We start from the raw sequence: 14,604 nt of genomic DNA, 5'->3' as shown, positions 1-14,604 counted from the left end.
CGAACAGAGAAGACCACTACGTCAGGGAGAGAGAAGTTTCTGTGGCCGATCACTATGAAACACTCGGAGTGTCCAAAGACGCTTCCGCGGCTGAGATCAAGTCGTCGTACCGGAAGCTGGCACGCAAGTACCACCCGGACGTCAATCCCGGTCACGAAGACGAATTCAAAGCCATCTCACTGGCCTACGACGTGCTCTCGGATCCGGAGAAGCGCCGCAACTACGATATGGGCGGCGGCGAGAACGGTCAGGGCTTCCCCGCCGGCGGCGGCTTCGGCGGATTCGGCGACATCTTCGAGACCTTCTTCGGCGGTGGCGGCGGACAGGCCGGAGGCCCCATCCCGCGCACACAGCGCGGCAAGGACGCCCTCGTCGGCGTCAACATCGACTTGAAGACCGCGGCCTTCGGCGGCACCGTCGATCTCGACGTGACCACTGCGGTCGTCTGCGACACCTGTTCGGGTGCCGGCACGCAGGAGGGCACGAAGATCGAGACCTGCTCGCTGTGCCACGGCGCCGGCAGCGTCCAGCGCATGACGCGGACCCTGCTGGGCCAGATGGTCACGAACCAGACCTGCAACTCCTGCCACGGCTTCGGCACCGTCATCCCCAACCCCTGCCTCAACTGCCAGGGCGACGGACGCGTGCGCAAGCAGCGGACCATGAAGATCCGCATCCCCGCCGGAGTCTCCGACGGCACCCGCATCCAGCTGTCCAGCCAGGGAGAGGTCGGTCCCGGCGGCGGACCCGCCGGTGATCTCTTCGTCGAGGTCATGGTCACCCGCCACGAGGTCTTCCAGCGCGACGGCGACAACCTCCGGGCCGCCGTCTCGGTGCCGATGACCGCAGCGACCCTGGGAGCGACCATCCCGTTCGAGACCTTCGACGGCACCCAGGACCTCACCATCGCCGCCGGCACCCAGTCCGGCACCGTCGTCAAACTCCCCGGACTCGGCGCCTCCCGCCTGCGCTCGGAGACTCGCGGCGACCTGCTCATCACCGTCGACGTCCTCACCCCGGACACCCTCGACGACGAACAGCGCGAACTGCTCGAGAAGCTCGCCGAACTGCGCGGAGAGGAAGCACCGCGGGCCCAGATCTCGACGGAGAACCGCGGAATGTTCTCCCGCATGCGTGAGAGGTTCGCCGGTCGGTGAGTCTTCCCGTCTTCCGCTCCGCCACCGCCGATGAGGCGGTCGTCGGGTCCGCTCTCACCCTCGGTGAGGACGTGGCCGGGCACGCGGTGCGGGTGCGTCGGATCGGTCCCGGCGAGGACATCGACATCGTCGACGGGGACGGCACACGGGTGCGCGGAACCGTCACGGCCGCCTCGACGAGCGAGCTGACGATCGACGTCACCGCGGTGACGCACGAGGACAGCACCGGCCCACGCCTCGTGCTCGTCCAGGCCCTGGCCAAGGGCGACCGAGACCTGCAGGCGATCGAAACGGCCACGGAGATCGGCGTCGACGACGTCATTCCCTGGGCCGCCGAACGTTCGATCGCCGACTGGCCGGCGAAGAAGCGGGAGAAGATGGCCGCGAAATGGGAGAACCTGCTGAATGCGGCCTCCCTGCAGGCCAGACGCTCCCGGTTTCCGGTGCTGCGCGAACTCGTCCGCGGGGCCTCCCTGGCCACAGCCTTCGACGAGTCCGATGCGGTCTTCGTCCTCCACGAGACCGCTCAGCGCAGACTCTCCGCAGCGCTGGCCGATCTGATCGCGGAGGGCAATTCGCCGCTGCCGGAGCGCATCGTCTTCGTCGTCGGGCCCGAAGGCGGCATCAGCGACGGCGAACTCGCAGCCTTGACCGGCCGTGGAGCGAGACCGGTGCTGCTGGGACCGACGATCCTGCGTTCGTCATCGGCAGGACCCGCCGGTCTCGTCCTGGCCCAGAATTCATTGGGCCGTTGGTGAGACACCGGACTAGGATGGAAGCACACTCTGGCGCCGCCGGTGACGGTGCGCCCACTTGCAAAGGAACATTCTGGACATCACTCCACCGAACCCGAACGCCATGAACCCCACCGACTCGGACGCCGCCGCACCCGGCGACGGTGCCGCGGGCAATGATGCCGTGACGGACGCACGCGACGCCGAACGTGACACCGTGCGGCTGGTCATCCCGGACTCCATCGACCTCGTCGCCTTCTTCGGCCCCGGAGAGTCGAATCTGCGCGCCCTGGAGAAGACCTTCGACGACCTCGACATCCACGTCCGGGCCAATCAGGTCCAGGTCACCGGTGACCCCCAGCGTGTCGAAGCCTTCGTCAGCGTCATCGGGGAACTCAAGAAGCTGCACACGGCCGGCCATCGCATCAACGAAGAGACGATCGAGAGGGTCACGACGTTCTCCTCCGAGGGAGCGGCCGCCTCGGCGGTGCTCGGCACGGACATCCTGTCCACCAGGGGAAAGTCGATCCGTCCGAAGACGATGGGCCAGCACGACTACGTCAGGGCCATCCGCAACCACACGATCACCTTCGGCATCGGTCCGTCCGGAACCGGCAAGACCTACCTGGCGATGGCGATGGCCGTCAACGCCCTCCAGCACAAAGAGGTCTCGCGGATCATCCTCACCCGGCCTGCCGTCGAAGCCGGCGAATCCCTGGGCTATCTGCCCGGCACGCTCAACGACAAGATCGACCCGTATGTGCGTCCGCTCTATGACGCCCTCCACGACATGGTCGATCCCGAATCGATCCCGCTGCTCATCGAGACCGGCACGATCGAGGTCGCTCCCTTGGCCTATATGCGCGGGCGCACCCTCAACGACGCGTTCATCATCCTCGACGAAGCCCAGAACACGACGGCCGAGCAGATGAAGATGTTCCTCACCCGCCTCGGCTTCGGATCGCGCATGGTCGTCACCGGTGACATCTCCCAGATCGACCTGCCGGGCAAGACCCGCAGCGGACTCAAGGTCGTCCGCGACATCCTCGACGGGATCGATGACCTGCAGTTCTGCGAACTGGGCAGCAAGGACGTCGTCCGGCATTCGCTGGTGACGAAGATCGTCGAAGCCTACGACCTGTGGGGGAGTGCCGAATGAACACCGAGATCCTCAATGAGACCGACGCCGAGGTGGACCTCGACGAAGTCGTGGCCCTGACCGAATACTTGGGCTCTGCCCTGCACATGCACCCGGGGGCGGAGCTGGCCGTGACGATGGTCGATTCGGCGGCGATGTCCGAACTCCACGTCACCTGGATGGATCTCGAGGGCCCGACCGACGTCATGTCCTTTCCCATGGATCAGCTCCACCGTGGTGAGCCGGGGACGCCGACCGAAGGTCAGATGGGCGATATCATCATCTGCCCCGAGGTCGCCGGGGCTCAGGCTCGGGCGGCCGGTCATTCGACGATGGACGAGATCCTGCTGCTGACCGTCCACGGTTTCCTCCACTTGCTCGGCTACGACCATGGTCAGCCCGAGGAGCGCGAGGAGATGTTCGCCCTCCAGCGGCATCTGCTGCTGACTTTCTTCGCAGCCCGCTACGACGGTCGCACCGACATCCCCACCCCCACCGAGGTCTGATCGTGTTCATGTTCTTCCTCGGTGCGGCGCTGTGCCTCATCATCGCGGCCACCCTGTCTGCCGTGGATGCCGCTCTGCTCAACGTCTCCCACCATGCGGTCGAGGAGGCGAAGGAGGACGGCAAACGCTCTGCTGTGCGGGTGGAGCGGATCCTCGCGGACCTGCCGACGAACATCAACGTCATCATCTTCGTCCGCAACTTCCTCGAAGCACTCGCCACGGTCTTCATCGCGCTGGCCTATGACTCCTACTACTCCGTGGGTCCGCTCATGGTCTTCCTCACGGTGATCACCGCCTCGGTGGCGGTCTTCATCATCGCCGGAGTCTCCCCGCGCACGATCGGCAAACGCCGGTCCCTGGCCGTGAGCCTCAACCTCAGCTGGGTCGTGCGCATCGTCCTCGTCGCGCTCAAACCGCTGGCCCGCATCCTCGTCGTGCTCGGCAATCTGCTCACTCCGGACAAGGTGTACAAGGACGGTCCGTTCGTGACCTCCGAACAGCTGCGCGACCTCGTCGAACGTGCCAGCGAATCCGACATCATCGAAGACGGCGAACGCGAGATGATCCAGTCCGTGTTCAACCTCTCGGACACCTCGGCGAACGAGGTCATGGTGCCGCGCACCGACCTCATCACCGTCGACGCCGACGTCAGCCTGCAGAAGACGATGAATCTGTTCTTCCGCTCCGGCTTCTCCCGGATCCCCGTCTGCGGGGAGGATCTCGACGACGTCCGCGGAGTCGCCTACCTCAAGGACGTCGCCCGGCGCCTCCACCTCCATCCCGAGGAGGCCGAACGGCCCGTGGGCAAGCTGGCCCGCACCGTCCTGTTCGTCCCGGAGACGAAGCCGGCCGATGACCTGCTGCGGCAGATGCAGCTGGACTCGACGCATCTGGCGATCCTCATCGACGAATACGGCGGCACCGCCGGGCTCGTGACCATCGAAGACATCGTCGAGGAGATCGTCGGCGAGATCGAAGACGAATACGACAACGGCGATGACGAACTCGTTGAAGGCGACGATGGATCATTCATCATCAGCACCCGCATGTCGATCTCCGACTTCGCCGACTATTTCGATGTGCGCATCGACGAGGATGACGTCAACAGCGTCGGCGGACTGCTCTCGAAGCTCATCGACCGGGTGCCCATCGACGGCTCGCACGCGTCGATCGAAGGCCTCGAGATCGAAGCCATGGAGGGTCAGGGCCGCCGCCACCGGATCACCCACGTGCGGGTCACCCGCACCCACGAGGACAGCAGAGACGACGCACAGACCGCCGCAGCCGGTGGTTCGGGGACGCAGGAAGAGGACTGAGATGGAATTTCGCACCGACTACCCCGAGGACTACCGGGCGGGCTTCGCCTGCTTCGTGGGACGGCCCAATACGGGCAAATCGACGCTGACGAACGCCCTGGTGGGCGAGAAGGTCGCGATCACCTCGGCCAAACCTCAGACGACCCGTCACACGATCCGCGGAGTCGTTCACAAGGACGATCACCAGCTCATCCTCATCGACACCCCCGGACTGCACAAACCGCGCACCCTCCTCGGGTCACGACTCAATGATCTTGTGGCGTCCACGCTGGGGGAGGTCGACGTCATCGGCTTCTGCCTGCCCGCCGATGAGCCGATCGGTCCCGGTGACCGCTATATCGCCTCCCAGCTGGCGCTGCTGGACGGGCGGACCCCGATCGTGGCGCTCGTGACGAAGGTCGACCGGGTGCCCAAGGACAAGATCGCCGAGGCGCTGCTGGCCGTCGGCGAGCTCGCCGACTTCGCCGATGTCGTGCCCGTCTCCGCCGTCGAGGACTTCCAGGTCGACACCGTCGATTCGGTGCTCGCGGCACACCTGCCGAAATCTCCTCCGCTCTATCCCGACGGTGACCTCACGGATGAGCCGGAGGAGAAGATGATCGCCGAGCTCGTCCGCGAGGCCGCCCTCGAAGGTGTGCGGGACGAACTGCCGCATTCCCTGGCTGTGCAGGTCGAGGAGATGTACCCGCGGGAAGGCCGCAGCGAGGACAATCCGCTGTGGAACGTCCACGTCAACCTCTATGTCGAACGCCCCAGCCAGAAGGCCATCATCATCGGCAAGGGCGGCAGCCGGCTCAAGGCGATCGGCTCGGAGTCCCGCCAGGGCATCGAACGGCTGCTCGGCACGAAGGTCTACCTCGACCTGCACGTCAAGGTGGCCAAGGACTGGCAGCGCGATCCGAAGCAGCTCGGCCGCCTGGGCTTCGACTTCAACAACTGAGCCTGTCAAGCCTGTCGCCGATGGCGGGGTGTACCGCGCGTTGTCCGTCAGTTGTCAGGTGGCGGAATCCGCGCCGATCCGCGCTCTGTGATGGACGCCACCTCGTGTCGGCCGAGTTGAACCGGGTGCTCGAGCCTGCCTTAGACTAGGCCGAGTGAATGCCGAGCAGACTCTGGTCGCACTGAGCGACCGATCCCCACAGGTTGCCCCCGAAGAGCTCATCGCAGGTCTCGTGCCGCCGCCGCAGTTCGAAGACGTGTCCTTCGACAGCTACCGCACCGACCCGGCCGAGCCGTCGCAGGAAGAGGCGAGGAACAAGCTGCGGGAATTCACCGAGCGCTCGACCGGCCAGGGATTCTTCGGCAAGCTGTTCTCGAAGGGCAAGTCCGGCGCCAAGGGCGTCTACCTCGACGGCGGCTACGGCGTCGGCAAGACTCATCTGCTGGCTTCTGCCTGGCACGCCAATGACAAGCCTGCAACCTTCGGCACCTTCGTCGAATACACGAATCTCGTCGGAGCCTTGGGCTTCGCTCGGGCCCGCGACGATCTGTCGACGATGAAGCTCGTCTGCGTCGACGAATTCGAACTCGACGACCCCGGCGACACCGTGCTCATGTCACGGCTGATGCGCGAGCTCACCGACGCCGGGGTGAAGATCATCGCGACGTCGAACACTCTGCCCGGATCTCTGGGGGAGGGGCGCTTCGCCGCTCAGGACTTCCTGCGCGAGATCCAGGCGCTGGCCGATCAGTTCGAGGTCTACCGCATCGACGGCAAGGACTACCGTGCCCGTGAGCTCACCGCTCCGGCCGATCCGCTGTCGGAGTCCGAACTCGACGCGGCTGCGAGCCGGCTCGACGGGGTCGTCGCCCGCGACGACTTCTCTCAGCTGCTCAGCCACCTGTCCACCGTCCATCCCTCGCGCTACGGGCGGATGGTCGACGGCGTCGACGCGGCTGTGTGGGAAAACGTTCGCACCATCGACAACGAGAGCGTGGCACTGCGATTCGTCGCGCTCGTCGACCGGCTCTACGATCGCAATGTGCCGATCCTCAACTCCGGTGCGGCCCTCGACAAGGTCTTCACCGACGAGTCGCTGGCCGGCGGGTACAAGAAGAAGTACATGCGCTGCCTCTCACGCCTGACCGCACTGTCGTCCTGAGCCCGTATCGGGGTCCTTCCCCGAACCGGACCGGGGTCCGGGCCGACGAGCCACGCCCGTGAGACCTCCGAACGAGGTCTCACGGGCGTCGTTGTCATCAGCTCAGGCCGATCACATCGAAGATGCGCAGGTCCGGGACCCAATCGGGCAGACCGGTGAGTCGGAGGGTCAACCACACGACGGCGGTCACGAACGCTGCCGTCACCGCGCCGACGGTCCAGCGCACCCACAGACTCTGCGCCATGATCCAGTGGGTCCACCGTTCGACGTTCACGCGCACGAAGTGCAGCAGCCGCCGAGCCCAGTGGAACTCGCTGGAGATGATGAACAGGCCGATGATGACGATGAGCCAGCCCGGCCCGGGCAGCGGAACGAGAACGAGTCCGATGAGCACGATGAGTGTGCCGAGGCCACCGACGATGCTGCGATACAGCCGTGCCGTGTGCGGATTGGCCAGCACTGTGCGGCGCCACCGGAGGAAGCCCAAACGCAGCTTGCGCCACGGTCGGGGACCTTGCCGGTGGTGGCGTGACAACCAGCCTTTGGGGCGGGTCTGCGGACTCTCTGCGTTCACCCCACCACTATAGGATGGCGACCCTGAAAGCTTGATCGACGGGTGTGACCACGATCACCCGATTCTGATTTTGCGTAAGCCGCCACCTGCGTATAGAGTTATATCTCGTTGCCGGGGAAACCGGGCAGCGAGAAATGCGGATGTGGCTCAGTTGGTAGAGCATCACCTTGCCAAGGTGAGGGTCGCGGGTTCGAGTCCCGTCATCCGCTCGGAGGCGTCATGGCACTGCCTTGGCGGTGGCGTGGCCGAGAGGCGAGGCAGCGGCCTGCAAAGCCGTATACACGGGTTCGAATCCCGTCGCCACCTCGGATGACCGGCAGAAATGTCGGTTGACCAGCGCGATTGGCGCAGCGGTAGCGCGCTTCCTTCACACGGAAGAGGTCACTGGTTCGATCCCAGTATCGCGCACAGGGACCCTCGGGTTCCGGTGCAACAAATGAATAGAGCGCGATTGGCGCAGCGGTAGCGCGCTTCCCTGACACGGAAGAGGTCACTGGTTCGATCCCAGTATCGCGCACAGAAGAAGCCCCGAGTGATCCACTCGGGGCTTCGTGCATTCACGCTCGGGCAGGTGTCTGTCTATGAGGCGCTTTTTCGCAATAGCTCACTTTTGGGTGAATAGCCCATGTTTGAAACAGGGCTGTTCACTCTAAAGTGGGCTGAACCCGCGAGGTATGGCTGCGGCCGCCAGCGGCGGGGAAGCGCGATGGTGGGCACGGCGAGGCAGTGGCTCCCGAGGTTCATGGTGCTGATGTGGATAGTGTGCGTTTCGTTCACCATGTTCCAGGACTGAAACGCGGTCAGCATGCGGTAACAAAGGGGTTTGCTAGTACGCTGGGTGTTGTATTGAACGACGATGACTTCGGAGCACCTATGTCTACTCCTCAGAACCCGTACGGTTCGGGTGACGGTTCGCCCAACGACCCCAACGGGCAGAACCCGAACACCCAGCCGCCGAATGCCCCCAACTACGGCAATGATCAGAATTCCGGCCAGCAGCCGGGCCAGTCGGGCTCGGGGCAGTCCGGGCAGCAGTACGGCTCGGCGGGCAGCCAGCCCTACGGTTCGCAGCCGAACTACGGCCAGGGCGGCAACGACGGCTCGCAGCAGTACGGGCAGCAGGCTCCCCAGTACGGTTCGCAGCCCAACTACGGTGCGTCGAACGACCAGAACCAGTACGACCAGAACCAGTACGACCAGAACCAGTACGGGCAGAACCAATACGGTCAGGACCCGAACAACCAGTACGGCCAGGGTCATGGCGACCAGAACCCGTATGGCGGCAATCAGTACGGGCAGAACCCCTATGACGCCAACGCGCAGTACGATGCCAACCAGTACGGTCAGCAGCCGGCCTACGCGGGTGCAGACGGATCTTCCGATCAGTTCATCCCGGCCAACCCGAACGCCTCCTACGGTCAGTACCCATCTGGCGGCGGCGGGAACACGTCGAAGAACATCTGGGGCATCCTCGCTCTCATCGGCGGCATCGTCGGCGTCCTCGGCGCCTTCGTGTTCGGCGGCGGCGCGCTCTTCGGCATCGCCGCGGTGATCTTCGGCTTCGTCGGACTCTCCGCTGTCAAGAAGGGCCTCGCCAGCAACAAGGGCCTCAACATCACCGGCATCATCCTCGGTGGGCTGTCGATTCTCATCTCCATCGTCGTGGTGATCTTCACCATTCTCGGACTCGGAATGCTCGGCAAAGCCATTGACGAGGCCGCCAGCTCGGCAGCACCCGCCGATCCCAGTCAGGGGGCCGGACAGGATCCCAGCCAGGGGGCCGGACAGGATCCCAGCCAGGGCTCCGATGGCTCGGATGGAGGCGACGCCGCACCCGCTCAGGCCGGAGAGGTCGAGATCGGCACCGACGTCACTGCACAGATCAACGTCCGAGAGGGCACCGCAGGCGAGTACGCTTCAGGCGCTGAATCGACCAATGGTGAGATCGCGATCGTGACGATGACCGTGAAGAACAACTCGAATTCCGACCTGGAAATGACTCTCACGAACCTGTCCGCCAACGACGGCGGCAGCACGGAATACGACGACGTCTTCGACGGCGGAAACTACAAGGGCTCCCTGGCCTTCACCGATCCGGTTCCCGCCGGCGGCGAAACGACCTATGAATTCGCCTTCGCTGTCCCCACGGCCGAAATCGATGGGATGCACCTCAAGCTCGAACTCGTCGACGACCTCGGCAAGGGCAAGGACTTCGAGTTCTACAAGCAGTGACACTCTGTTTCCCGAGGTGACAGGGCCCAGACGGTCCTGAACGCTCGGCTGCAGGGGTCGCCGGACTCAGTATGGGTGGCAGTCTTCGGACTGTCACCCAACTGATTTGTCGCAACCGAATTGGTACTAGAATCTGAGGGTGAGTCGCCCACCGAACGGGCTGCTCGAATGAACACGGAACGAACGGAGAAATCAGTGGCAGACAGCATTGACTGCGCGGGCGAAAGCATTCCTTTCACAGAGGGGCTGACCGGAACGGAGATCTTCTCCACCGACCGCACGGTCGTTGCCATGTGGCTGAACGGCGAACCCGCCGACCTCAGCCGCGAGCTGCAGGCAGGCGATCGGGTCGCCCCGATCACCATCGACTCCGATGCCGGACTCGATATCCTGCGCCACTCGACCGGTCACGTCACCGCTCAGGCCGTTCAGGAGCTCTTCCCGGGAACCAAACTCGGCATCGGTCCCTACATCACCGACGGCTACTACTTCGACTTCGACGTCGCCGAGCCCTTCACCCCTGAGGATCTCAAGGCGATCCAGAAGAAGGCCGCCCAGATCGTCAAGTCCGGCCAGACCTTCAACCGCGTCGTCGTCACCGAGGACGAGGCACGGGAGCGGATGGCGAACGAACCGTTCAAGCTCGAGCTCATCGACGACAAAGGCAAAGGCGGCGACGAAGAGACCTCCGTGGAGGTCGGCGGCGGTGAACTCACCGTCTACGAGAACGTCGACCGCAAGGGGGAAGTCGTGTGGCAGGACCTGTGCCGCGGTCCCCACCTGCCCAACACCAAGCTCATCGGCAACGGCTTCGCCATCACCCGATCCTCGGCCGCCTACTGGCGCGGCGACCAGGCGAATGCGAGCCTGCAGCGCGTCTACGGCACCGCCTGGGCTTCGAAGGACGACCTCAAGGCCTACCAGGACCGCATTGCCGAGGCCGAACGTCGCGACCATCGCAAACTCGGCGCCGAAATGGACCTGTTCTCCTTCCCCGAGGAGCTCGGCTCCGGTCTGCCCGTCTTCCACCCCAAGGGCGGCGTCATCAAACGGGAGATGGAGGACTACGTCCGCGCCCGTCACATCGCTGAGGGCTTCGAATACGTCGGCACCCCGCACATCTCGAAAGAGGCCCTCTACTACACGTCGGGCCACCTGCCTTACTACGGCGAGAACATGTTCCCGGCGATGTCGGTCGACGAGGTCCGCGACGAGTCCGACCAGGTCGTCAAGGAGGGCACACCGTACCGGCTCAAGGCCATGAACTGCCCGATGCACAACCTCATCTACCGGTCCCGCGGCCGGTCCTATCGAGACCTGCCCCTGCGCCTGTTCGAGTTCGGCACCGTCTACCGCGATGAGGCCTCCGGTGTCATCCACGGCCTCACTCGCGTCCGCGCCCTGACCCAGGACGATTCGCACTCCTACGTCGCCCAGGAAGACGCCGGGAAGGAGATCCGCCATCTGCTGGGCTTCGTGCTCAGCCTCCTGCGCGACTTCGGCCTCGACGACTTCTACCTCGAGCTCTCCACCCGCGATGAGGACGGGAAGAAGGCGGATAAGTTCATCGGCTCCGACGAACAGTGGGCCGAAGCCACCAGCGTGCTCGAGGAGGTCGCCCAGGAGACCGGACTCGAACTCGTCCCCGATCCGGGCGGCGCGGCCTTCTACGGCCCGAAGATCTCCGTCCAGGCCCGCGACGCCATCGGCCGCACCTGGCAGATGTCGACCGTCCAGCTCGACTTCAACCAGCCCGAGCGCTTCGGCCTCGAATACGTCGCCGCCGATGGCTCCCGCAAACAGCCGGTGATGATCCACTCCGCGAAGTTCGGGTCCATCGAACGCTTCCTCGGCGTGCTCACCGAACACTACGCCGGAGCCTTCCCCGTGTGGCTGGCGCCCGTGCAGGTGACCTGCATCCCCGTGGCCGATGAGTTCAACGACTACCTCGCCGAGGTGGCCGACCAGCTGCGTGCCGCCGGAGTCCGCGTCGAGATCGACGACAGCGACGACCGGTTCCCGAAGAAGATCCGCAACGCGTCGAAGTCGAAGGTGCCCTTCACTCTCATCGCCGGAGGAGAGGACCGCGACGCCGGTGCCGTGTCCTTCCGCTTCCGCAGCGGTGAACAGGAGAACGGCGTGCCCGTCGCCGAGGCGGTGCGACGGATCCTCGACACGATCGAGACCAAGGCCCAGGTATGAGCGGAGGCGACGAGGACCGAACCGCTCAGGATCACTCGGGCGGCCGCCTCGGTGAGGGAATTCCCTGCGCCGAGGCCGCCGCCGGGTTCCCCGGGGAACCCGACGGATTCCAACGCCTGTGGACCCCGCACCGGATGGTCTACATCGACGGTCAGGACAAACCCAAGAACGATCGAGCCGACGAATGTCCGTTCTGCACGGCACCGTCGAAGACCGACGCGGACGGACTCATCGTCGCCCGCGGTCAGCACGTGTACGCGGTGCTCAACCTCTACCCGTACAACCCGGGCCATCTGCTCATCTGCCCCTACCGTCACGTCGCCGACTACACGGACCTGAGCCAAGACGAGACCGTCGAACTCGCCGGTTTCACGCAGCAGGCGATGCGCGTGATCCGGGCCGTGTCCGGACCCCACGGTTTCAACCTGGGCATGAATCAGGGACCGGTGGCCGGCGCGGGAATCGCCGCCCACCTGCACCAGCACGTCGTCCCGCGCTGGGGCGGAGACGCGAACTTCCTGCCCGTGATCGCTCAGACCAAGGCCCTGCCGCAGGTGCACGCCGATGTGCAGGCACGGCTGCAAAAGGAATGGAACAGATGAATCCTGAAGACCTCGGCACCCTCGCCGAGTACTCCTCGCCCATGCTGCGCGGCAGCGACACCGTCATCACGATCCGGCGACCCGACCTCGAGACCAACAGCTACCTCGCCCAGCTGTTCGCCTTGAGTGGCGACCGCTCCAGACGGCTGACACACTCTTGGTCGGACTCGGACCCGCAGTGCGGCCCGAACTGGTCGGGATATCTGAGCGCGGAGAAGAAAGCCGCCCCGCAGCTCTACGTCGGCGACAGCCTGGAGACGGCACACCAGATCACGGACAACCACCTCGGGGTGTCCGAATTCGCTCTCGACGACTCCAGCGCCAGGGCGCTCTACGTCGCCCGTGTCGCCGAACCCGGCCGCTACGGCCTCGACGAGGCCGTTCCGGCGTCCGAAGAGGCCCCACGCCGGATCACCACGGCGTCCTACCTGGCCAACGGACTCGGCTATACGAACGACCGCCCGGCCCGTGCCTTCCTCGTCGACCTCGCCGAACCCGGACTCGGCACCGTCGGCCTGCGGGGGGCCTCCGAGGTCCCGCTGTCGACGCTGCTGACCACTCCGGACACCGACGTCCACGACCCCCAGTTCTCCCCGGGCGGTCACTGGGCGAGCGTGATCGCGGCAGCCGAACCCGATCGGGGCCGACCCGACCTGCGCAGCACCGTGTGGCTGCTCGGCCGCGAGGAGTCGCACCCGCTCGACCTGCCGCCGATGAGTCTGAGTCTGCACGTGTGGATCGACACCGAACGGGTGCTGCTGCTCGGCAACGCTCTGAGCCGGGACGAACTCGACTTCGTCGGGCAGATGCCCGGACTCTTCCTCCACGACATGACGACCGGCTCCACGAGGCGGCTGACCGACCCGGAGACCGTGGCCCTGGCACCGATCCGGCCGCAGATCCACGGGGGAGCGGTCGTCGCCGCCGTCGACACCGACGGAGCCACCCGGATCGTTCGCATCGGCCTCGACGCCGCACAGGTCGCCCTCGACGACCTCGACTTCCTCACCGACGACACCACCGTCGTCAACGGCTTCGACCTCGACGAGGAGACCCTCGTCTTCACCGGATCGACTCCACGCTCTCCGGCCGTCCTCGGCCGGATCGGTCTCGACGCCCGCGCGGACTCCGGGGCCGCCTCGGTGACGGGTGAGACGGTCATCGTCAAGGAGCATCCGGCACCGGCGAACTCCGTCGAACCCCAGGTGCTGCGGGTGCCAGGCGTTTCCGGGACGATCACCGGCTGGCTGGCCAAACCGCACGGGGAGGGACCCTTCCCCGTCATCCTCAACATCCACGGCGGGCCCTTCGCCCAGTACACGCATTCGTGGTTCGACGAGACCCAGGTGCTCACCTCCGCAGGATATGCCGTCGTGTATTCGAACCCGCGCGGATCCGGCGGCCGCACCCGCAGCTGGGGGACCGCCGTCCAAGGCGATATGGCGGCTCCGGCGATGGCCGATGTGCTCGCCGTCCTCGACCACGCCCTCGAATCCGATCCCACCCTCGACAGCAGCCGGCTGGGCATCCAGGGCGGATCGTATGGGGGATATCTCACAGCCATGACGATCGCCGCGGACCATCGCTTCGACGCAGCCATCGTCGAACGCGGCTACCTCGATCCCGACAGCTTCGTCGGGACCTCCGACATCGGGCGCTTCTTCACCGAGGAGTACACGAGCCGCAGCCGAGAGGCCATCGCGGCCCAATCGCCCCTGGCCCACGCCCCACAGGTCGGCACACCGACTCTGGTGATGCATTCGGAACTCGATCTGCGCTGCCCGCTGGAACAGGCACAGCAGTACTACGCGGCCCTGCAGCGAGCCGGAGTCGACACCGAGATGCTCATCTTCCCCGGCGAGAACCACGAGCTCTCCCGGGCCGGGCAGCCCCGCCACCGCAGGCAGCGTTTCGAAGCCATCCTCGACTGGTGGGACCGGTACCTCAGCGGCGGGGAGCGGACCCGGCCGGAGGGTGAGCGACATCGCTCGGGCGAGGCTGAACCTGGTGCCGTCTCCGCGGCCGACTCCGCCTCGTGAAC

At 65.4% G+C, this 14,604-nt stretch carries 12 protein-coding genes and 4 tRNA genes; 15 read left to right on the top strand and 1 reads right to left on the bottom strand.

Features of this window, described 5'->3' with window-relative positions:
• The first annotated feature begins 41 nt into the window (after nucleotides 1-41).
• From dnaJ to zapE, 7 genes are all read left to right on the top strand, one after another.
• Nucleotides 42-1,157 (top strand): molecular chaperone DnaJ, encoded by a 1,116-nt coding sequence (gene dnaJ, locus CXR29_RS09800; protein ID WP_101553437.1) that lies wholly within the window; start codon nucleotides 42-44, stop codon nucleotides 1,155-1,157.
• Nucleotides 1,154-1,915, top strand: a complete 762-nt coding sequence (locus tag CXR29_RS09795) for a 16S rRNA (uracil(1498)-N(3))-methyltransferase (RefSeq protein WP_127364424.1) — start codon at nucleotides 1,154-1,156, stop codon at nucleotides 1,913-1,915. Before dnaJ ends, CXR29_RS09795 begins: the two co-directional genes overlap by 4 nt.
• Before the next feature lie 100 nt (nucleotides 1,916-2,015).
• Complete coding sequence (locus tag CXR29_RS09790; RefSeq protein WP_127364423.1) at nucleotides 2,016-3,050, top strand: PhoH family protein; 1,035 nt, start codon at nucleotides 2,016-2,018, stop codon at nucleotides 3,048-3,050.
• Nucleotides 3,047-3,535, top strand: a complete 489-nt coding sequence (ybeY, locus tag CXR29_RS09785) for an rRNA maturation RNase YbeY (RefSeq protein ID WP_101553440.1) — start codon at nucleotides 3,047-3,049, stop codon at nucleotides 3,533-3,535. Before CXR29_RS09790 ends, ybeY begins: the two co-directional genes overlap by 4 nt.
• Before the next feature lie 8 nt (nucleotides 3,536-3,543).
• On the top strand, nucleotides 3,544-4,851 hold the full coding sequence (locus CXR29_RS09780) for a hemolysin family protein (protein ID WP_240811963.1): 1,308 nt from the start codon (nucleotides 3,544-3,546) through the stop codon (nucleotides 4,849-4,851).
• Nucleotide 4,852: 1 nt separating this feature from the next.
• Entirely contained in the window at nucleotides 4,853-5,791 is a 939-nt protein-coding gene (era, locus tag CXR29_RS09775) for a GTPase Era (protein ID WP_025777866.1), read from the top strand.
• Nucleotides 5,792-5,945: 154 nt separating this feature from the next.
• Complete coding sequence (gene zapE, locus CXR29_RS09770) at nucleotides 5,946-6,953, top strand: cell division protein ZapE (RefSeq protein ID WP_035320155.1); 1,008 nt, start codon at nucleotides 5,946-5,948, stop codon at nucleotides 6,951-6,953.
• Nucleotides 6,954-7,050: 97 nt separating this feature from the next.
• Here zapE and CXR29_RS09765 read toward each other — a convergent pair whose 3' ends face one another.
• On the bottom strand, nucleotides 7,051-7,527 hold the full coding sequence (locus tag CXR29_RS09765) for a TIGR02611 family protein (RefSeq protein ID WP_240811954.1): 477 nt from the start codon (nucleotides 7,525-7,527) through the stop codon (nucleotides 7,051-7,053).
• 136 nt (nucleotides 7,528-7,663) lie between these two features.
• On the opposite strand from CXR29_RS09765, the gene CXR29_RS09760 reads away from it, so the two are divergent.
• From CXR29_RS09760 to CXR29_RS09725, 8 genes are all read left to right on the top strand, one after another.
• Nucleotides 7,664-7,736: transfer RNA gene (locus tag CXR29_RS09760), tRNA-Gly, on the top strand.
• Nucleotides 7,737-7,762: 26 nt separating this feature from the next.
• A tRNA-Cys gene (locus CXR29_RS09755) sits at nucleotides 7,763-7,833 on the top strand.
• Nucleotides 7,834-7,863: 30 nt separating this feature from the next.
• Nucleotides 7,864-7,935, top strand: a tRNA-Val gene (locus CXR29_RS09750).
• Between the two features lie 37 nt (nucleotides 7,936-7,972).
• Nucleotides 7,973-8,044 (top strand) — tRNA-Val (locus CXR29_RS09745).
• 356 nt (nucleotides 8,045-8,400) lie between these two features.
• Complete coding sequence (locus CXR29_RS09740) at nucleotides 8,401-9,759, top strand: DUF4190 domain-containing protein (RefSeq protein WP_127364422.1); 1,359 nt, start codon at nucleotides 8,401-8,403, stop codon at nucleotides 9,757-9,759.
• 195 nt (nucleotides 9,760-9,954) lie between these two features.
• The gene (thrS, locus tag CXR29_RS09735) at nucleotides 9,955-11,961 is read left to right on the top strand and encodes a threonine--tRNA ligase (RefSeq protein WP_127364421.1); all 2,007 of its coding nucleotides are present in this window, start codon (nucleotides 9,955-9,957) and stop codon (nucleotides 11,959-11,961) included.
• Nucleotides 11,958-12,563, top strand: coding sequence for an HIT family protein (locus tag CXR29_RS09730; protein WP_127364420.1), 606 nt, complete (start codon nucleotides 11,958-11,960; stop codon nucleotides 12,561-12,563). Before thrS ends, CXR29_RS09730 begins: the two co-directional genes overlap by 4 nt.
• Nucleotides 12,560-14,602, top strand: coding sequence for an alpha/beta hydrolase family protein (locus tag CXR29_RS09725; protein ID WP_127364419.1), 2,043 nt, complete (start codon nucleotides 12,560-12,562; stop codon nucleotides 14,600-14,602). The genes CXR29_RS09730 and CXR29_RS09725 overlap by 4 nt, the downstream gene beginning before the upstream one ends.
• Nucleotides 14,603-14,604: the final 2 nt, after the last annotated feature.

The organism is Brevibacterium linens, assembly GCF_003999335.1.
In the GTDB taxonomy this organism is placed as follows: Bacteria; Actinomycetota; Actinomycetes; order Actinomycetales; family Brevibacteriaceae; genus Brevibacterium; species Brevibacterium linens.
This window is presented reverse-complemented; position numbering and strand designations above follow the sequence as displayed.